General features: G+C 73.5%; 11 protein-coding genes. 10 read left to right on the top strand and 1 reads right to left on the bottom strand.

Annotation, left to right across the window (positions count from 1 at the left end; genetic code table 11):
- The first annotated feature begins 8 nt into the window (after positions 1–8).
- From OHS59_RS28980 to OHS59_RS28955, 6 genes are all read left to right on the top strand, one after another.
- Positions 9–1,025, top strand: coding sequence for a glutamate ABC transporter substrate-binding protein (locus tag OHS59_RS28980; RefSeq protein ID WP_328496283.1), 1,017 nt, complete (start codon positions 9–11; stop codon positions 1,023–1,025).
- A 100-nt stretch (positions 1,026–1,125) separates the two neighbouring features.
- Positions 1,126–2,448: a hypothetical protein gene (locus tag OHS59_RS28975; RefSeq protein ID WP_328496282.1), complete on the top strand. Its 1,323-nt coding sequence runs from the start codon at positions 1,126–1,128 to the stop codon at positions 2,446–2,448.
- Positions 2,445–5,198, top strand: coding sequence for a serine/threonine-protein kinase (locus tag OHS59_RS28970; protein ID WP_328496281.1), 2,754 nt, complete (start codon positions 2,445–2,447; stop codon positions 5,196–5,198). The genes OHS59_RS28975 and OHS59_RS28970 overlap by 4 nt, the downstream gene beginning before the upstream one ends.
- A 3-nt stretch (positions 5,199–5,201) precedes the next feature.
- Positions 5,202–6,722 (top strand): PP2C family serine/threonine-protein phosphatase, encoded by a 1,521-nt coding sequence (locus OHS59_RS28965; RefSeq protein ID WP_328496280.1) that lies wholly within the window; start codon positions 5,202–5,204, stop codon positions 6,720–6,722.
- A 152-nt stretch (positions 6,723–6,874) separates the two neighbouring features.
- Positions 6,875–8,221: a vWA domain-containing protein gene (locus OHS59_RS28960; RefSeq protein WP_328496279.1), complete on the top strand. Its 1,347-nt coding sequence runs from the start codon at positions 6,875–6,877 to the stop codon at positions 8,219–8,221.
- Positions 8,222–8,324: 103 nt separating this feature from the next.
- The gene (locus OHS59_RS28955) at positions 8,325–9,803 is read left to right on the top strand and encodes an FHA domain-containing protein (protein WP_328496278.1); all 1,479 of its coding nucleotides are present in this window, start codon (positions 8,325–8,327) and stop codon (positions 9,801–9,803) included.
- On the opposite strand, the gene OHS59_RS28950 is transcribed toward OHS59_RS28955, so the two are convergent.
- The gene (locus tag OHS59_RS28950) at positions 9,800–10,792 is read right to left on the bottom strand and encodes a methyltransferase domain-containing protein (RefSeq protein ID WP_328496277.1); all 993 of its coding nucleotides are present in this window, start codon (positions 10,790–10,792) and stop codon (positions 9,800–9,802) included. The genes OHS59_RS28955 and OHS59_RS28950 overlap by 4 nt on opposite strands.
- A gap of 178 nt (positions 10,793–10,970) precedes the next feature.
- On the opposite strand from OHS59_RS28950, the gene OHS59_RS28945 reads away from it, so the two are divergent.
- The 4 genes from OHS59_RS28945 (at position 10,971) to OHS59_RS28930 (ending at position 19,173) form a co-directional block, all read left to right on the top strand.
- Positions 10,971–11,384, top strand: coding sequence for a globin (locus OHS59_RS28945; RefSeq protein ID WP_189779239.1), 414 nt, complete (start codon positions 10,971–10,973; stop codon positions 11,382–11,384).
- A gap of 236 nt (positions 11,385–11,620) precedes the next feature.
- Positions 11,621–15,082: an ABC transporter permease gene (locus OHS59_RS28940; RefSeq protein ID WP_328496276.1), complete on the top strand. Its 3,462-nt coding sequence runs from the start codon at positions 11,621–11,623 to the stop codon at positions 15,080–15,082.
- A gap of 79 nt (positions 15,083–15,161) precedes the next feature.
- On the top strand, positions 15,162–18,080 hold the full coding sequence (locus OHS59_RS28935) for an FtsX-like permease family protein (RefSeq protein WP_328499407.1): 2,919 nt from the start codon (positions 15,162–15,164) through the stop codon (positions 18,078–18,080).
- A 106-nt stretch (positions 18,081–18,186) separates the two neighbouring features.
- Positions 18,187–19,173, top strand: a complete 987-nt coding sequence (locus tag OHS59_RS28930; protein ID WP_328496275.1) for an ABC transporter ATP-binding protein — start codon at positions 18,187–18,189, stop codon at positions 19,171–19,173.
- The last annotated feature ends 2 nt before the right edge of the window (positions 19,174–19,175 follow it).

Genomic DNA, 19,175 nt, shown 5'->3' with positions numbered 1-19,175 from the left:
GCATGACGATGAACGCGCGACGTCTGCGAGCCAGCCTGAGGGGCTGGGGCGGAGTGGGTGCGATGGCGGTCGTCTGTGCCCTGGCGGCGGTCTTCGCGCTGCTGCTGCCGGTGACCCAGTCACGCGAGGACAAGGCCACGGGCCTCGACGGGCAGGGCATGGCCAACGGTTACCAGACCAGGGCCCCGAAGTGCGTCGACCCCGAGAAGCAGAGCCTGTCCCCGTCCTCCGGCGACCAGAACGGCGCGACGGTCCAGAAGATCAAGAAGCGCGGCTTCCTGCTGGTCGGCGTCGACCAGAACAGCTACCGCTTCGGCTACCGCGACCCGAACAGCGAATCGGACAAGGCCGAGCTGGAAGGCTTCGACATCGATCTCGTGCACGAGATCGCCGACAAGATCATCGGAGAGAAGCCCAACAACGTCCGCTTCCGGGCCATCCCCACCGACCAGCGCATCCCGGCGATCCAGGACGAGAAGGTCGACATGGTGGTGCGCACCATGACGATCAACTGCGAGCGATTGAAGGACGTCGCCTTCTCCTCGCCGTACTTCGAGACCGGCCAGCAGGTGCTCGCCCCGAAGAAGTCGGACATCACCGGGCTCGACAAGTCCCTGGCGGACAAGCGGATCTGCACGGCGAAGGGCTCGACCGCCTGGGACGCGCTGGACGCGGCCAAGAAGGACGGCACCCTCGTCGCGTCCGCCGACTTCGAGAAGCGCACCGTGCCGAACCAGCTCGACTGCCTGGTGCGGCTGCAGCTCGGCGAGGCCGACGCCGTGGTGACCGACGGGGCGCTCGCCGCGAGCCAGGCCGCGCAGGATCCGACGGTCGGGCTCAAGGGCGAGCCGTTCACGGACGAGTTCTACGGCGTGGCGATGAAGAAGGACGCCGACGACCTGGTGCGCCGGGTCAACCAGATCCTGGTGGACTACCGCAAGGACGGCTGGCAGCAGTCGTACGACACGTGGCTCGCCGAGAGCCTCGGCGAGTCGTCCGGGCCGCCGCCGGTCCAGTACAAATGACCACGGCACACGCGTAGTTCCGCACACACGGTTCCGCACGTGGTCCCGTACCGGGACGACGGGGCAAGCAGCGCAGGCAACAGGAAACGAGGGGTGATCGATGGGCGTCGCGGGACCATCCGGGCCGGTACTGGACCGGGACGAGGTGGACCGTGCGCTGGCGCGCCTCGGCGCGGAGCACGAGGCCATCGAGACCTCGCTCCTCGCCCTGCAGGACCACGCGGGCCGCAGACTCCTCGAAGGTGCCGAGCTCACGGGCACGACCAGGGAGCGCTGGGAGACCGTCGAGGCCTCGATCACCCTGCTCTGGTCCTACTTCGACGCGTACGCCGACGCGTTGCGCTCCGCCCGCGAGATCCGCTCCCGCAGGCGCTGGTCGAACCGCGACGACCTCGTGGAGCTGACGGAACTGCTGCGCGGCGAGAGCGTCACGGTGGCCGGCAGCGCCACCGCCAACGCCGCGGCGCCCACGATGGCGGGCACCGGCAGACTGAGCGAGCGCTTCACCCTCGCCGAACTCGTCGAGCGGATGAACGAGTTGTACGCGACGTCGCTGGACATGGTCGTCACGGCCGACGCCGTGTGGTCGGCGCTGCCCGCGCGGATAGATCTACTGGCGGCGGAGTTGCAGCGCACCCGCAAGCTGGCGCACTCCGTGGGCGTACGGCCCGGTGAGCACCCCTCGGGCGACGACCTGGAGCGCATCACCCGCACGCTGACATCGTTGCGCGAGCAGGTGGTGTCCGATCCGCTGGCCTTCTGGGCGCCCGCGCAGGGGAGTTCGGCGCCGGGCGGCGGCCGTCCCGACACGACGCGCTACGACCGCGAGGCGCGCGCGCTGGACGAGGTGCGCCGGGAGATCGACGCCGTGCTCACCGTGCGGCAGGACGCGGAGGCCCGGCTGGTGCGGCTGCGGGACGTGCTGAGCCGCGCGGACCGCACGCTGGCCGAGGCGCGGAGCGCGCGCGGCGAGGTGCTGGCGAAGATCGCCGCCTCCGAGGTGCCCGCCGTGAGCGGCCCGCCCACCGCGCTGCAGGAGCAGCTGGCGACGGCCTCCGAGTACCGCAGGCACGCGCAGTGGCACCGCCTCTCGCCCCTGCTGGAGGCACTGGAGGAGAAGGCCGAGGACGAACTGCTGCGGGCGCGCGAGTCGTTGTCCGCGGTGACCGCGCCGCTGGCGGTCCGCGCGGAGCTGCGCGGCCGTCTCGACGCGTACAAGGCGAAGGTCGCACGGCTCGGCTTCGCCGAGGACCCGCTGCTCGTGGAGCGGTACGACGCGGCGCGCCGCATGCTGTGGAGCGCGCCCTGCGACCTGCGGGTGGCGGAACAGGCGGTGCTGCGCTATCAGCAGGCGGCCGCCGAGGTGCTCGTACCGAGGGTCCCCGGCAACGACGGACCACAGGACCGGAGGGGGGAGTCATGAGTCAGCCGGACGAAGGTCGGCAGAGTCAGCGGAGTGGGCAGAAACAGTGCCAGCGCCCCGGTTGCACGGGGTCGTACGAGGACATGGGCGGCGGCGAGCTGTACTGCGACACCTGCGGTCTGGCGCCGGTCGTGTCATCCAGCGGAATGGTGGGTTCCCCGCCGACCGGGATCACGGCGGGCGGCAGGAGTTCGCGCGGCTCCGGCAGCGGGAGTTCGCGCTCCGGCTCCCGTGCGTCCTCCCGCTCCTCGTCGCGCTCCGCCCAGTCCCGGCGTTCGGTGTCGGGCCGCCTCTCGCGCGCCGTCTCGGGGCGGTCGACGGGCCGTTCGGTGTCGGTGCGCAGCTCCGGTTCGGCGGCCGGGTCCTCCGGCCGCGGCCGGCTCGGCGTCGGTCTCGTACAGGTCCCGGACGTGCCGCGGCCCGATCCGCGCGCGATGGTGCAGGAGAACCCCGAGGTTCCGGAGCGGAAGCGATTCTGCTCGCGCTCCGACTGCGGTGCGCCGGTGGGGCGTTCGCGCGGCGGGAGCTCCGGACGCACGGAGGGTTTCTGCACCAAGTGCGGCCACCCGTACTCGTTCGTGCCGAAGCTGCGGACCGGCGACATCGTGCACGGCCAGTACGAGGTCATGGGCTGCCTCGCGCACGGCGGGCTCGGCTGGGTCTATCTCGCCGTCGACCGGGCGGTGTCCGACCGCTGGGTGGTCCTCAAGGGCCTGCTCGACACGGGCGACCAGGACGCCATGGCCGCCGCGATCTCCGAGCGCCGCTTCCTCGCCGAGATCGAGCACTCGAACATCGTGCGGATCTACAACTTCGTGGAGCACCTCGACCAGCGCACCGGCTCCCTCGACGGCTACATCGTCATGGAGTACGTCGGCGGCAAATCCCTCAAGGAGATCGCCAACGACCGCCGCACCGCGGCCGGGAAGCGTGACCCGCTGCCGGTGGAGCAGGCCTGCGCGTACGGCATCGAGGCCCTGGAGGCGCTCGGCCATCTGCACAGCCGCAACCTCCTGTACTGCGACTTCAAGGTCGACAACGCGATACAGACCGAGGACCAGCTCAAACTGATCGACATGGGCGCGGTGCGCAGGATGGACGACGACGAGTCGGCCATCTACGGCACGGTCGGCTACCAGGCCCCGGAGGTCGCCGACGTGGGCCCCTCGGTCGCCTCCGACCTGTACACGGTCGCCCGCACCCTGGCGGTCCTGACCTTCGACTTCCAGGGCTACACGAACGTGTTCGTGGACTCCCTGCCGGACCCCGACAACATCGAGGTCTTCCGCACCTACGAGTCGTTCTACCGGCTGCTCGTGCGGGCCACCGATCCCGACCCGGCCCGCCGGTTCGCCTCCGCGCAGGAGATGGCCGAGCAGCTCACGGGTGTGCTGCGCGAGGTCGTCTCCGTACAGACGGGGCATCCGCGGCCCGCGCTGTCCACCCTGTTCGGGCCCGAACTGAAGGTCACGGACACGGAGTTGTTCGGCAAGCTGAGCGGGGACGTGTCCCGGCTGGGCGTGCGGGTCGTGCCCGTACGGGAGAAGCGGGTGAGGAAGAAGGGCGCGCCGGCCGCGCGGGCCGCGGCGAACGGTGCTCCGTGGCCCGGGGCGAACGGTTCACCGGAGCCGGTGGCCGGGGCGAACGGTGCGCCGTGGCCGACGGCGGGGACGAACGGCTCACCGGTCCTGGCGCCCGCTCAGGCCTCCCTCGTCAAACCGCTGGACACCTCGGCCGCCTCGCTCGCGCTCCCGGTCCCCCATGTCGACCCCGGCGATCCGAACGCCGGGTTCCTGGCGGGGCTCATGGCGTCCGCGCCCGCGGAGCTGATCAGCGCACTGCGCTCGGCGCCCGCCGGCTCCCCGGAGCTGCGGCTGCGCGAGCTGCGGGCCCGCCTGGAGATGGGCGAGCTGGACCACGCGACCAGGGCGCTCGAATCCCTGGAGACGGACCATCCCGACGACTGGCGGGTCGTCTGGTACCGGGGCTTGGCGGCGCTGGCGGCCGGCGACCACGAGATGGCGGCGGTGTCCTTCGACGCGATCTACGACGCGTTCCCGGGTGAGCCCGCGCCCAAGCTGGCCCTCGGCCTGTGCGCGGAGGTCCTGGGGCAGCTGGACAACGCCGCCGAGTACTACCGGCTGGTGTGGATCACCGACCCGAGCTATGTGAGCGCCGCGTTCGGCCTGGCCCGCGTCCAGCTCGCGGCGGGCGAGCGAGCGCACGCCGTACGGACGTTGGAGTCGGTGCCGGAGTCCTCGATCCACTACACGGCGGCGCGGGTCGCCGCGGTCCGGGCGCGGCTGAGGCAGCGCCTGGCCGAGGCCGTCCCGCGCGCACCGGGAGCACCGGGGGTACCGGGAGTCCCAGGAGCACCGGGTACGGATGTGGCTCGGCGGGGGCCGGCCGGTCCAGGGGTTTCCGGGGCGCCGTTCCTGGACGACCTGACCTCGGCCGCGGCCCAGGTCGAGGCACTGGACGAGTACGGCCTGGACGCGGTGCGCCGCGAGCAGTTGTCCACAGAGGTCCTTGGCTGCGCCCTGGACTGGGTACTCTCCGGTATCCAGGGTTCCGCCCCACCGGCCACCGGTACGCGGACCGTACTGCTCGGCAGTGACCTGGACGAGCGTGGTCTGCGTTTCGGTCTGGAGCGTTCGTACCGGACACTGGCCAGGCTCGCCACAGGTGGCGAGGAGAGGATCGATCTGGTGGAGCGCGCCAACCGCTACCGCCCCCGGACGTGGGTGTAATTCATGTCGCAGATGCCCCAACTGGCCGCCTGCCCCAGCTGTGAGGAACCGCTGGAGTCGGGAGACCGATTCTGCGGTGCGTGCGGGTACGACCTGTCGGCCGTACCAGCGCCGCCGGACGACAACCCCACGATCACCATGAACGGCTCGGGTCCACGGCCTCCTTCGGCCGCCGTGGACTGGCCCGTCGCGCCCGAGCAGGACAGCTCGGGCGCACCGGCGGCCGTGGTCCTGCCGACGGACATCGAGGGCCGGGAGTCGGGCGGCTCCGACAGCCCCGGCGTACGGTTCGACCGGCCCCCTCAGCCGTCCGCACCGCCCCATGCGCAACCGCACGCACAGCCGCAGGCCCAGCCGCACGCGCAGCCACCGGCTCATGTCGCGGCGCACGCCCCGGCCCAGGCGGCGACGGCTCACGGGGCATCGGCGCACGGATCCTCGACCCACGGGGCGTCGGCCCACGCGGCGTCGGAACCGGACGAGTACCCGCTCGCCGCTCCGCTGCCTCCCGAGGTGCCCACGGACGACCTGCCGACGGTCGAGGTACCCACGGTCGACGCACCGCTCGCCGATCCGCGGACGGCCGACCTCGCGACACCCTCCGCGGGCCTGAAGGTCTGTGTGGCCTGCCGCGCGGGCCAGGTCGACCGGGACGGCTACTGCGAGAACTGCGGGCACGCCCAGCCGCGCGAGCGCGACCACATGGAGCAGGAGCTGGACGCGGTCGCCGCGGTCAGCGACCGCGGGCTGCGCCACCACCGCAACGAGGACGCGTTCACGGTGTCCTCGACCGCGCTGCCCGACGGCTCCCCCGCGGTCGTCGCGATCGTCTGCGACGGCGTCTCCTCGGCGACCCGCCCCGACGAGGCCTCCCTGGCGGCCTCCCGCGCGGCGGGCGAGTCGCTCCTGGCGGCCCTGCCCCTGGGCACGCACCCGCAGCAGGCCATGCACGACGCGATCATCGCGGCCTCGGAGGCGGTCAACTCCCTGGCGGACCCCGCCCCCTCGGCCCACGAGCACCAGCCGCACGTGAACGCACCGGCCTGCACCCTCGTCGGCGCCGTCGTCACCCCCAGCCTGCTGGTCGTCGGCTGGGTCGGCGACAGCCGCGTCTACTGGGTGCCCGTGGACCGGTCGTCACCGCCGGCCCGGCTCACCGAGGACGACTCGTGGGCGGCCCAGATGGTCGCCGCGGGTCTGATGAGCGAGGCGGAGGCTTACGCGGACGAGCGCGCCCACGCCATCACGGGCTGGCTCGGAGCGGACTCGTACGAACTGGAGCCGCACACCGCTTCCTTCAAGCCGGACCGGCCCGGTGTGGTCGTGGTGTGCACCGACGGGCTGTGGAACTACGCGGAGGGCGCGGAGGAAATGGCCGAGGTCGTCCCGGCCGACGCCGCGGACCGGCCGCTGCACAGCGCCCAGGTCCTGGTGGGCCACGCCCTGGACGGCGGGGGCCACGACAACGTAACAGTGGCCGTCCTTCCGTTCCCGGCGCCCCAACAGGGGGCAGGATCGGCCTAAGAGGCCCAAGAGGTACGAAACGGTAGGGACGGCTGGGACCGTAGGGACCAGAGAGACCGTAGCGGCTTCGCGCGGCCAGGACCGGAGGGGACCGGTCCGCCTACCGATATCACCCACGACCTGTGGGAGTCCTGAGGGGGAGCAGAGAAGGCATGGCCAATTTCTCGAAGTCGAACGTGCCGCAGTTCTCGGTGGAGGTCTACCAGAACGAGTACCTGCCGGAGGGCGGCCGCGAGGTCAACGCGATCGTGACGGTCACCTCCACGGGCGGCGGCACGGTCGGGAGTGCCGTCGCGGCACCCCACCTGTACACGCCGGGGCAGAGCCCGGACGCGGCCGTGGCGATCATGGTCGACTGTTCCGGGTCCATGGACTACCCGCCGACCAAGATGCGCGGTGCCAGGGACGCGACGGCCGCCGCGATCGACGCGGTGCGTGACGGCGTGCACTTCGCGGTGATCGGCGGGACGCATGTGGCCAAGGAGGTCTACCCGGGCGGCGGCGAGCTGGCCGTCGCCGACGCGCAGACCCGTGAGCAGGCGAAACAGTCGCTGCGCAAGCTCAGCGCGGGCGGCGGCACCGCGATCGGCACCTGGCTCAAGCTGGCCGACCGGCTGCTGTCCTCGGCGGACGTCGCCATCCGGCACGGCATCGTGCTCACCGACGGCCGCAACGAACACGAGTCGCCCGAGGACCTGAAGGCCGCCCTGGACGCCTGCGCCGGCCGCTTCACCGCCGACGCGCGGGGCGTCGGCACGGACTGGGAGGTCAAGGAGGTCACCGGCATCGCGTCCGCGCTGCTCGGCACCGCGGACATCGTGGCCGATCCGGCGGGCCTGTCCGCCGACTTCACGCAGATGATGGAGACGGCCATGGGCAAGGAGGTCGCGGACGTCGCGCTGCGGCTGTGGACCCCGCTCGGCACCTCCATCAAGTTCGTCAAGCAGGTCGCGCCGACGGTCGAGCAGCTGACCGACCGCCGCACCGAGGCGGGCCCGCGCGCCGGCGACTACCCCACCGGTTCCTGGGGGGACGAGTCCCGCGACTACCACGTGTGCGTCGAGGTGCCCGAGGCCGGCCTCGGGCAGGAGATGCTCGCCGCCCGCGTCTCCCTGGTGATCCCGCAGGGCGACGGCACCGCCCAGACCCTGGGCGCGCAGGGGCTCGTACGGGCCGTGTGGACCGATGACATGACGGCGTCCACGTCGATCAATCCGCAGGTCGCGCACTACACAGGTCAGGCGGAACTGGCGCAAGTCATCCAACAGGGGCTGGATGCGCGTAAAGCGGGAGATGCCGACGGGGCAACGGCCAAACTCGGCCGGGCGGTTCAGCTCGCGAGCGCGTCCGGAAACGCGGATACGGCGAAACTGCTTGCGAAGGTGGTGGACGTGGTCGATGCCGCGGCAGGTACTGTGCGATTGAAGGCGAAGGTCGCGGAGGCCGACGAGATGACTCTCGAAACACGGTCCACAAAGACTGTTCGTGTAAAGAAGTAGAGCAGTACGCGCACACTACGTAGCGGTACGCGAGCATCACGCACGCGGTTTTGCACAACTCACGGTCCCCGGTGGGCCGCTCAGGAGAGGGGGAAGCGCCGACATGCCGACCTGCCCGAACGGACACCAGTCGGGTTCCGACGACTGGTGCGAGGTCTGCGGTCACCGCATGGCCGGTGCCGTGCCCCCGCCCCCTCCGCCGCCGCCCCCGGCGGCCGGTTACGGCTACCCGCCGCCCGGTTCGCCCCCGCCCCCCGGCCAGGGCGGCCGTCCTCATCTCTCCGCGGTGCCCGATCCGGCGCCCGAGGCGGAGCTGTGCCCGCAGTGCCGTACCCCGCGCGAGGGCGGGGCGCCGTTCTGCGAGGAGTGCCGGTGGAACTTCCTGACGAACACCGCGACCTCGTACACCCCGGCCGCCCCGCGCCCTCCGGGCCCCGGTCCCGGCGGTCCCGGTCCCGGCGGTCCCGGTCCCGGTGGGCCGAACCCGGCGCTCCGCTTCCAGCAGCCGCCGCCTCCCGGACAGTCCGGCCCCACGCACGGCGGCTTCGACTACCAGGGCTCCCGGCCCTCGCAGATGAACCGGCCCGCGGAACCGATCCCGCCCTACGGCGAGGACCCCTCGGGCTTCCCGGGTGACCCTTCTCGACCGGTACCGCCACCGCCCGGCCCCGGCGGCACCAGCCCCGGAGCCCCTGGCGGGTACGGCGCCCCCGGAGACCCCGGCGGGTACGGCGGCCCGGGCGGACCCCCGCCCGGCGGACCTGGTGGACCCGGTGGACCCGGTGGTCAAGGTAACCAGGGTGGTTACGGCGGCCCCAGTGGCCCCGGTGGCCCCAACGGACCCGGCGGTCCCAACCGTCCCGGTGGCCCGAACGGCCCCGGCGGCGGCCAGGGCGACCCCGGTGCCCCGCAGGGGTTCCAGCAGTCCGGCCCGCCCGCTCCGCCCGCGTATCCGCAGGAGACCGGCTACCCGCAGGAGACCGGCCGACCTCAGGCGCCGGGCGGCCCGTCCTTCGGCGGCGGCGCGGACGACTGGGTGATCTCACCGCCGGCGCCCGGCACCCCCGGCGGCCCGCCCGCACCCGGCGGCCCGCCCGGCGGCGGCTACGGCTATCCGCAGTCCGGCTCGACGCAGGCGCCCGCCGGGTACCAGCAGCCGCAACAGCCGCAGCAGTCGTTGTCGTGGAGCATCACCATCGGGCCCGACCGTGAGTACTTCATGGCGATGATGCAGCGCTCAGGGCCGGAGGCCGCGGGGCTGAACCTGCCCGCGTACTCGCCGGAACAGCAGCGTCCGCTCAGTGGCAACCAGATCACGATCGGCCGTCGCCGCCACTCCACGGGCGACACCCCGGACATCGACCTGTCGGTGCCGCCGGAGGACCCGGGCGTCTCGCACCAGCACGCGGTCCTCGTCCAGCAGCCGGACAGCAGCTGGGCGGTCGTCGACCAGAACTCCACCAACGGCACCACGGTCAACGGCGCCGAGGAGCCCATCCAGCCCTTCGTCCCCGTGCCGCTCCAGGACGGCGACCGGGTGCACGTGGGCGCCTGGACGACGATCACGATCCGGCGGGGTTAGGAACCGGGCAGCGGCCAGGTGTACGGCCCCTCGGGGGCGTCCAGCCACGCCCACGCGCGGTCACCGGCGACCGTGATCCCGTACCGCTCGCGCGGCGGCCACCCGTCGGGCCCCCACAGCGTGTGCGCCTCGTCCGCGGTGAGGCCGTCCGCCGTCAGGGTCAGCAGGAACCGGAACAGCTCGTGGCTCCTGGCCCGGTGCGGCAGGCCCGCCAGGGGCACGTCCGGGTCCTCGCGCTCGGTCCTGCTCCCGCCGCGCAGGGGCACGAAGTAGGCGGACGTGTGCAGGAAGCGGCCTTCGGCGTGCCCGGCGTCCCGCACCCGCAGGGCGATGAGGCCGGTGGCGAACGGGGCGAGGATCCGGGCGCCGGGGCGGCACTGGGCGAGCCAGGAACGCGGGACCGAGTTCAGCGCGCAGGTGGCGACGACACGGTCGAAGGGGGCCCGCTCGGGGCAGCCGCGCGCTCCGTCGCCGGTGACGACGACCGGCCGGTGGCCCGCGGCGGCCAGGTGCCGCCGAGCGGACTCGGTGATCTCCGGGTCCAGGTCGACCGTGGTGACCAGGTCCTCGCCCAGCCGGTACGAGAGCAGCGCCGCGTTGTAGCCGGTGCCCGCGCCGATCTCCAGGACCGCGTCCCCGTCCCGCACCTCCAGCTCGGCCAGCATCTTGGCCATCAGGGACGGCTGGCTGCTGGACGACAGCAGTTCGCCGTCGCGCAGGCGGGTGGCCAGCGGGGTGTCCGCGTACGCCCCGCGCAGCCACTCCTCGCGTCGGCGCGGGCTGGGATCCTCGCCCCATCTGCGCTCGTAGCCGCCGCGGGTGCCCACGTAGTAGTACGGCACGAAGAGGTGGCGCGGGACGTTGTCGAAGGCCGCCCGCCAGACCGGGTCGGCGTCCCAGGCACCGCTCTCGTCGATCTCGCGCACCAGCGCCGCCCGCGCCGTGGCGGCGAGGTCGTCGAGCCCATGGTCGATGGCGTACGCGCTCATACCTCCACTGTGCTGCGGGACGGGCCGGGAGGCGAGCGGCGGGACCGCACGATCCGGAACCGGCCCTTCGATCCGCAACCGGCGCCTTCCATCCGCAACCGGCGCCTTCCATCCGGAACCGGTCCATCCGATTCGGGTGGTCCTAAGCCTTGAGTCCTCGGTCGGGGCGTCTGAGACCATGGACGGTGTGAAAGAGATTCGGCGCGGCACGCTTCAGGAGCAGACCTTCTACGAGCAGGTCGGCGGCGAGGAGACCTTCCGGCGCCTGGTGCACCGGTTCTACGAGGGTGTCGCCGAGGACCCGCTGCTGCGGCCCATGTATCCCGAGGAGGACCTGGGCCCGGCCGAGGAGCGCTTCACGCTGTTCCTGATCCAGTACTGGGGCGGTCCGACCACGTACAGCGAGAACCGCGGTCATCCCCGGCTGCGGATGCGTCACGCCCCCTTCGCGGTCGACCGGGCGGCCCACGACGCCTGGCTGAAGCACATGCGGGTCGCCGTCGACGAGCTCGGCCTCTCCGAGGAGCACGAGCACACGCTCTGGAACTACCTGACGTATGCGGCCGCTTCGATGGTGAACACCGAAGGCTGAACTGCAACGCCCCTCGAAGGCCCCTCGAAGACCGAACAGCACCGTCCACCAAAAGTTGATCGGCACCCGCTGACGCGCGCATTCCGGTCGCGCGTCGCCGGATTCCGATCACGATCCGGTCAAACCCGGTCCTCAAGCGCTTACCCGCGCCCCCTCCCCTCTGACAGCATCATCGGAGATCCGGGGTGTCCGGTGATACGGCGGGGGGCCGGGTGACGGGGTTCGTCCTACTGCGTGTGCGAGCGCATCGTTTGCTGCTGACCGCCGCGCTGCTCACGGTCCTGCTCACCACGGCCGTCCTGGCGACCCTGACCGCGTACTCGGGAGCGATCGGCGACGCGGCTCTGCGCCACTCGCTCCTCGACACCTCGGCGGGCACCCGGAGCGGCACGGGCTCCGGGAAGAGCGGCGGCTCCGGCACCGCCTCGCAGAGCGCGGCGGCCACCACGCTGGTCGTCAAGGCCGATGTCCCCGCGGAGGAACGCGAAACCGCCGACAAGGCCGTACGGGACGGGGCCCGGCGCACCTTCGACGGACTGCCCGTGACCGTGCGGACGCTGACCCGGTCGGGGCCGTACGCGCTGCCGAGGTCCCTGCAGGAGCCCGCGGCCCGCTCGGAGGACCCGGATCTCACCCACTTCGCGGCGCTGGATCCCACCCAGGTGCGGACCGTCGAGGGACGCCCGCCCCGCGCCCCGGGCGAGCTCGCCGGCGGCGACGGGATCGAGGTGGCCCTTCCCGAGACCGCCGCACGCCGGCTGGGGCTCGAACCGGGGGCGCGGCTGACCCTCGTCGACCGGTTCGACGGCCCGAAGGTTCGGGTTCTGGTGACCGGTCTGTACCGGCCCGTGCGCGTCACCTCGCCCTACTGGCAGTTGGACGACCTGCACGGACGCGGGGTCAGCAGGCTCGACTTCACGACGTACGGGCCGCTGCTGGCGGACCCCGCGGTGCTCGCGGCCACCGGAGACGGACGGCTGGTCAGCTCCGGCTCGACCGGCTGGCTGGCGTCCGCGGACTTCTCGGCACTGACGACCGCACGGATCGGGGACCTGCGGGACGCGGCGGGCGCCGGGCCCCGTTCGCTGCTCAAGTCGCCCTCGCTGCACGGCACCACGGCGATCACGACATCGTTGCCGGAGGAACTGGACCGGGTCGAGCGGTCGTTGCTGGTCTCCCGTTCGACGCTGCTGATCGTCGCGCTCCAGCTCGCACTGCTCGCCGGCTACGCCCTGCTGCTCGTGGCCCGGCTGCTGAGCGTCGAACGAGCCGACGAGACACGGCTGTTGCGGGCGCGCGGCGCCTCACGCGGGCGGGTGGCCGGGCTCGCCGCGCTGGAGGCCTCGCTCCTCGCCCTGCCCGCCGCGGTCTGCGCGCCGCTGCTCACCGGGCCGCTGACACGGCTGCTGGCCGGACAGGGGGCGCTGTCGCGGATCGGGCTGCGCCTGGACACCTCGGCGGTGGCCGGCGGGGTGTGGCTGACCGCCGCCGCGGTCGCCCTCGGGTGCGCGCTGGCGGTGACCGTACCCGTGCTGACGGCACGGTCGGACGGTACGGGAGGCGGCCGTGCCCGCGCGCTCCCGGCGCCGGTACGGGCGGGTGCGGACGTCGGCCTGCTGGTCGTCGCGGCGGTCGCGTACTGGCAGTTGAGCCGGCAGACGTCCGGCGCCGTCGCCTCCACCGGCACCGGCCGGTCGGCGGGGACGTCCACGGACACGCTCGGCATCGACCCCCTCCTGGTCTCCGCCCCCGCGCTGGCCCTGCTGGCCGGGACCGTGCTCACCCTGCGCCTGCTGCCACCCGTGGCGCGTCTCGCCGAGCGGCACGCGGCCGGCGGCCGGGGACTGCCCACGGCGCTCGCGGGCTGGCAGTTCAGCCGTCGCCCGATGCGCGGCGCCGGACCCGTCCTGCTGCTCGTCCTCGCGGTCGCCATGGGCATGCTCGCGATCGGCCAGGGCGCGTCGTGGAACCGCTCGCAGGACGACCAGGCGGGCTTCCTGGCCGGCACCTCCGTACGGGTCCTCGCGGGCGGCGAGGACGGCTTGACCCGGGCCGGGCTGTACGCGGGCCTCGACGGCGTACGCGGGGCGGCACCCGCCATGCGTACGTCGCTGCCGCTGTCCGGCAACCGGACGGCGGCGGTGCTGGCGCTGGACACGCGGAACACCTCCGCGATGCTGCTGCGCGGGGACCTGGCGGACAAGCCTGTCGCGCGGCTGCTGGCGGGGATCGGCCCGGAACGGTCGGGACCGGCGGGCGTGACCCTGCCGAAGGGCAGCACGCGGCTGGACCTGGAGCTGCGGATCCGGGCGACCGCACAGTCCCCGGGTTCGAACTCGGACTCGGGCTCAGGGCCAGCCGGTTCGGGCTCGAACCCGGCGGCGTACCGCTCCAAGATGTCGGCGGACGTGACCGTGACGCTGGAGGACCGCTACGGCACCCCGTACCGCATGTCCGCCGGTGAACTCCCCGCCGACGGCAGGGCGCACCGCCTCACCCTGGAGCCGGCCCAGGCCGACCGGTCCCCGTCCGACCGGCCCGCCGAACCGCTCTCGCTGACCGGGATGCAGCTGGACATGTCCCAGCCGACCGGACGTGCCGAGGAACACCGGTTGTCCGTCGAGGAGTTGGCGGCCACGGGAGCCGGGGGGACGGAACAGCGGCTGACGGCGCCCGCCTCCTGGCAGGTGACGTCGGAGAACAACCAGACCACGGCGGACCCCAAGGCGGGCAACACCCCGACGGACCCGGACGTGACGTCGGAGAGCCCGCTGACCGTGACCTACGGAACCGGATACATCCCCCGTGAGACCCCCTGGGAGACCTCGTCGTTGACGATCCGGGTGCGGCCGGAGCGGTCGGCCGCGCCCGAGGTCGAGGCCGTGGCGACCGACGACTTCCTGAAGGCCGCGGGCGCGCGCGAGGGAGAACGGCTCGACGTCCCCTTCGGCGGCTCGGCCGTACCCGTACGGATCGTGGCGAGCGCACGCGCGCTGCCGACCACGGAGGGCTCCGGGACGTCGGACGGCGCGCGGAGTTCCGGCGGGGCGCTGCTGGTCGATCTGCGCTCCGTGAACCGGGTGCTGGAGGAGCGGTACGGGGAGAGCGTCGCGCCCACCGAATGGTGGCTGCGGACCGCGCCGGGTGCCGCGGCGCACGTGGCGGCACAGCTGCGTGAACAGCCCGATGTCGAGCCGACGCAGGTCGTCGTGCGTGACGAGATCGCGGAGCGGCTGCGGGACGATCCGTTCGGGGCGGGTCCTGAGGCGGCGTTCGCCGCGGCCTCCGTGGTCGCCGCCGCGCTGGCCGCGGTCGGCTTCGCGGTGAGTACGGCGGGCTCGTTGCGGGAGCGTGGCGCCGAGTTCGCCCTGCTCCGCGCGCTGGGGGCGCCACGCCGTCAGCTGGCCCGGCTGGTCGCCGCCGAGCAGGGGGTGCTGGTGGCGCTGGCCCTGGTGGTGGGGGTGGCGTTGGGAGCGGTACTGACCCGGGCGGTGATTCCGTTGATCGTGCTGACGTCCCGGGCCACCCGGCCGGTCCCGGAGGTACTGGTGCAACTGCCGTTCGCCCGCGTCGCGTTGCTGCTGGCGGGCCTGGTGGTCGCGCCGCTGGTCGTCACCGGTGTGCTGGTGCTGCGGCGGGGCGACGCCGCCTCGTCGCTCCGGTCGTTGCGTGTGCTGCACGAGCAGGGGGGTGAGTGAGGTGGGCCGCCGCTGGACCTTCACGCGTCGGGAGAACGAGGGGGACCGCCGTCGGATCTTCGCGCGCCGGAAGAACGAGATGGGACGCCGTCGGATCTTCGCGCGCCGGGACGCCGAACGGCCCGTCGCGCCCTGGATCCGTACCAGGCTGCGCGCCGCACCCGACGCCGCCGTCGCGCTCGCCCTGCTGGTGACGGCGACCGTCTGCCTGGCCGCGTCCTTCCCGCGCGCCGTCGACCGTTACGAGGACGCGGGCCTGCGCCGGGCGGTCGCCGACGCCACGGCGCCCAGGACCTCCGTGATGGTGTCGGCCCCGCCGCCCGCCCTCGGCGCCACGCAGGGGGAACGCGAGTCGGCCCTGCGTCCGGCCGCCCTGCGCGACCGGTACACCCGCATCCTGGACGTGGCCGAGCGCCCGCTGGTCGCCGACCCCCGGCAGTCCGCGTACGGCGTCCGCACCACGAAACCCCTCGAAGCGGCGGAGAAGTGGCTGCCGAGGCCGACCGGGCTGCCCACGCAGATGACCCTCGTCGCGCAGAACGGCCTCGCCGAACACGCCCGGCTGAGCGCGGGCCGTCTCCCGCGCGCCGACGGCGAGGTGAGCGCCACGACCCCGGAGCTGGAGGCCGCGGTCACCGAGGAGACCGCCGACCGCCTGCACATCGAGGTGGGTTCGGTCATCCACGTCCCCGCCGTCGAACGCGCCCCGCTCGCCGTGCGCGTCACCGGCATCGTCGCCCCGCGCGAGCGGGAGGGCGCCTACTGGGCCGCGCAGCCCATCCTGCGCACCCCGTCCCTCGTGCGCCTGCCCACCCAGGGCGCCGAGCCGAGCACGTACTGGCTCGGCGCGCTCCTGCTGGCCCCGGAGGCGGCACCGGCGATCCTCGGCACCCCCGGCGCCCCCGCGCGCTACTGGCAGCTGGCCCCGGCCCTCTCCGCCCTGACCGCGAACGACCTGCCCCGCCTGGCCACCGCGATCGCCACACTGGAGTCCGGGCCCGGCCTGTCGAAGGTACGCGCGTTCACCGACCCGGCGGCCGACGCGAGCACCGACCTCGACGACGTCCTCGCCTCGTACGCCGAACTGCGTTCCGGCATCAGCCCCCTGGTCGCCGTCGCCGCCGTCGGCAGCGCCTCGGTCGCGGCCGTCGTCCTGCTCATGGCCGGTGGCCTCGCCGCCGACCGCCGCCGCGGCGAACTCGCCCTGCTGCGCGCCCGAGGGGTCTCCCTGCGCGGTCTCACGGCCCGGCTGTCCGCCGAGGCGGCGGTGGTCGCGATACCGGCGGCGGCGCTCGGCCTCGCGGGCGCCCTGCTCGCCGTCCCGTACGGCCGTCTGTCGTACGCCGTCTGGACCGCCGCCGCGGTCGCGCTCCTCGCCTGCGCCATGCTTCCCGTACGCGCCTGGGTCACCCACCGTGCCGTACGCGTCCACGGCGACCGCGAGGACCTCGCTTCCGTACGCCCCTCACGGCGCCGCACCGTCGCCGAACTCACCCTGCTGGTACTGGCGTCGGCGGCGGTGTTCGCGCTGCGCAGCCGCGGGACGTCGGGCGGTTCCAGCGGAGCGGCCGGCTCCGGCGACACGGCGGACCTGGACACCTCCGGCTCCGGCGATCAACTCGTGGCACTGGCACCGGTGTTGATCGGTGTGATCGCCGCACTACTGCTGGTCCGGCTCTATCCGCTGCCGCTGCGCTGGCTGGCCCGCCCCGCCGGCCGGCTGCGCGGGGCGGTCGGCCACCTCTCGCTGGCCCGCGCCGGCCGCACCTCCGTCTCCACGGTGATGCCCCTGCTCGCCCTGCTGACGGCGCTCACCACGGCCGCGTTCGGAGGGTCGGTCCTCGCGGGCGTCGCGGACGCGCGGGACCGGGCGGCCCTGCTGAGCCTCGGAGCCGACGCGCGCATCGAGGTCATGGGGCCACTGCCCGCCTCCCTCCCCGAACAGATCCGCTCGATGTCCGGCGTACACGAGGTCACTCCCCTGAGCATCGGCTACGAGGCGAAGGCCGGGAGCAGCCTGGAGACGGTGCCCCTGGCCGGTGTGGAGCCGGGTGAGTACGCCGAGTTGGCGCAGCGCACGCGCCTGGGAGCCTTCGCCGCGGGCGAGTTGAAGGCCCCGGCTGACGCGAAGGCCTCAGCGAATGGCACCTCGGCCTCCCCGACGGGCGCCGGGAACGGCTCCTCGGCCTCCCCCGGGACGGGAGGTTCCACGGCCGCAGAGACATCCGCAGGCTCCCCGCTGCCCGCCCTCGCCTCCCCCACCGTCGCCGAGCGTTTCGGCACGCAGCCCTTCCCGGTGCGTCTGGGGGACGGCAGCACCATCAGCGTCCGCGTCACCGTCGTACGCGAGCTGACCCCGGCCGTGTCGGGAACCGAGTTCCTCGTCGTGGACCGCGCCGGTCTCGGCGCCGCTCCCGCGCGGCCGACGGCGCTCCTGCTGACCGGCGACCGGATGGACGCGGGTGCCCTGCGCAAGGTCGCGGGCACCGCCGCCGACGTACGCCTGCGGGCCGAGGAACGCGCCCGGTACGTCGACTCCCCCCTGCAGTCCGGCGCCGAGCGCGTCTACGCGGTGGCGGTGGCCGCGGGCTCCGGATACGCCGTCCTCGCGCTGCTGCTCTCCCTGATCCGCGCGGCACCCGAACGCGCGGCCCTGCTGGCCCGGTTGCGCACCATGGGCCTCACCCGGGGCCAGGGCCGTCGGCTGCTCGTACTGGAGGCGCTGCCGCAGGCCCTGCTCGCCGCGGTCGGCGGGGCCCTGACGGGCTGGGCGGCCGTCCGCCTCCTGGCTCCCGGCGTCGACCTGACCGCCGTCGCCCTCGCCACCCCCGGTGGCACCCCTCCCCCCGGCACCGCCGTGCTGCACACCGATCCGGCGTCCCTGCTGCTGCCCGCGCTGGCCGTGCTCCTGCTCGCCACTGGAATCGCCGCGGGCCAGGCGTGGTGGACCGGACGGCGGGGCTCGGTCAGGGAACTGAGAGCGGGGGACGCCCGATGACGGCTCCCGCGGCCACTCGAAGCCGCCCGACGACAACCGCCCGCGGCCACCGGACGACGATGCCCGGCCGGAGGCCCAGGATGACGACCACGACCGGAGACGCCCGATGACGACCACCGACTCCGTCGGTCCCGCCGGCCCGGCCGGTCCCAGCTTCGCCGACCTCGCCCAGCGGGCCGCCGACCGCCGCGACCGCCCCGCCTACGGCCATGACGCCCTGATCACCTGCGACCGGCTGGTCCGGATCTTCTCCGCGGACGGCGTCGAGGTACAGGCGCTCCAGGGCCTCGATCTCCTCGTCCGCGAGGGCGAGCTGATGGCGCTGGTCGGCGCGTCCGGCAGCGGCAAGTCGACCCTGATGAACATCCTGGCCGGTCTGGACACCCCCACCGCGGGCGCCGCCCGGGTGGCGGGACACGACCTGCTGACCATGGGCGCCAAGGACCGGCTCAGCTACCGGCGCGAGACCGTCGGCTTCGTCTGGCAGCAGACTGCCCGCAATCTCCTCCCCTATCTGACGGCCGCCCAGAACGTCGCCCTGCCGATGCAGCTCGGCGCCTCCCGCAAGGGCCGCCGCGCACAGGCACAGCGCGCCCTGGAGCTCCTGGAGCTGCTGGAGGTCGCGGACTGCCGGTCCCGCCGCCCGGTCCAGATGTCCGGCGGTCAGCAGCAGCGCGTCGCCATCGCCGTGGCGCTGGCCAACGACCCCGCCGTCCTCCTCGCCGACGAACCCACCGGCGAACTCGACTCGAACACCGCCGGACAGATCTTCGCCGCCTTCCGCACCGCGAACGAGCTCCTCGGCACGACCATCGTGATCGTCACGCACGACCAGGCGGTCGCCACCGAGGTCCGCCGGACGGTCGCCATCCGCGACGGCCGTACGTCCACGGAGGTCCTGCGCCGCACCGAGGTGGACGCCACGACCGGCCACGAGACAGTGGTGGCGCGCGAGTACGCGATGCTCGACCGGGCCGGCCGGCTCCAGCTCCCCGCCGAGTACACCGAGGCGCTCGGTATGCGCGACCGTGTCGCCCTGGAACTCGAACCGGACCACATCGGCATCTGGCCGGACGACAGCGAACACCGCTGACA

This window comes from Streptomyces sp. NBC_00414, assembly GCF_036038375.1.
GTDB lineage: Bacteria > Actinomycetota > Actinomycetes > Streptomycetales > Streptomycetaceae > Streptomyces.
Note: the sequence above shows the minus strand (reverse complement) of the source record. Positions and strands in the feature narration are given on the sequence as shown.

Bases quoted from the DNA above. Each gene is read 5' to 3' on its own strand.
- OHS59_RS28975 (WP_328496282.1), top strand. From the start codon at position 1,126: ATGGGCGTCGCGGGACCATCCGGGCCGGTACTGGACCGGGACGAGGTG.
- OHS59_RS28945 (WP_189779239.1), top strand. From the start codon at position 10,971: ATGGACGGTGTGAAAGAGATTCGGCGCGGCACGCTTCAGGAGCAGACC.
- OHS59_RS28980 (WP_328496283.1), top strand. From the start codon at position 9: ATGAACGCGCGACGTCTGCGAGCCAGCCTGAGGGGCTGGGGCGGAGTG.
- OHS59_RS28935 (WP_328499407.1), top strand. From the start codon at position 15,162: ATGGGACGCCGTCGGATCTTCGCGCGCCGGGACGCCGAACGGCCCGTC.
- OHS59_RS28970 (WP_328496281.1), top strand. From the start codon at position 2,445: ATGAGTCAGCCGGACGAAGGTCGGCAGAGTCAGCGGAGTGGGCAGAAA.
- OHS59_RS28930 (WP_328496275.1), top strand. From the start codon at position 18,187: ATGACGACCACCGACTCCGTCGGTCCCGCCGGCCCGGCCGGTCCCAGC.
- OHS59_RS28960 (WP_328496279.1), top strand. From the start codon at position 6,875: ATGGCCAATTTCTCGAAGTCGAACGTGCCGCAGTTCTCGGTGGAGGTC.
- OHS59_RS28965 (WP_328496280.1), top strand. From the start codon at position 5,202: ATGTCGCAGATGCCCCAACTGGCCGCCTGCCCCAGCTGTGAGGAACCG.
- OHS59_RS28955 (WP_328496278.1), top strand. From the start codon at position 8,325: ATGCCGACCTGCCCGAACGGACACCAGTCGGGTTCCGACGACTGGTGC.
- OHS59_RS28950 (WP_328496277.1), bottom strand. From the start codon at position 10,792: ATGAGCGCGTACGCCATCGACCATGGGCTCGACGACCTCGCCGCCACG.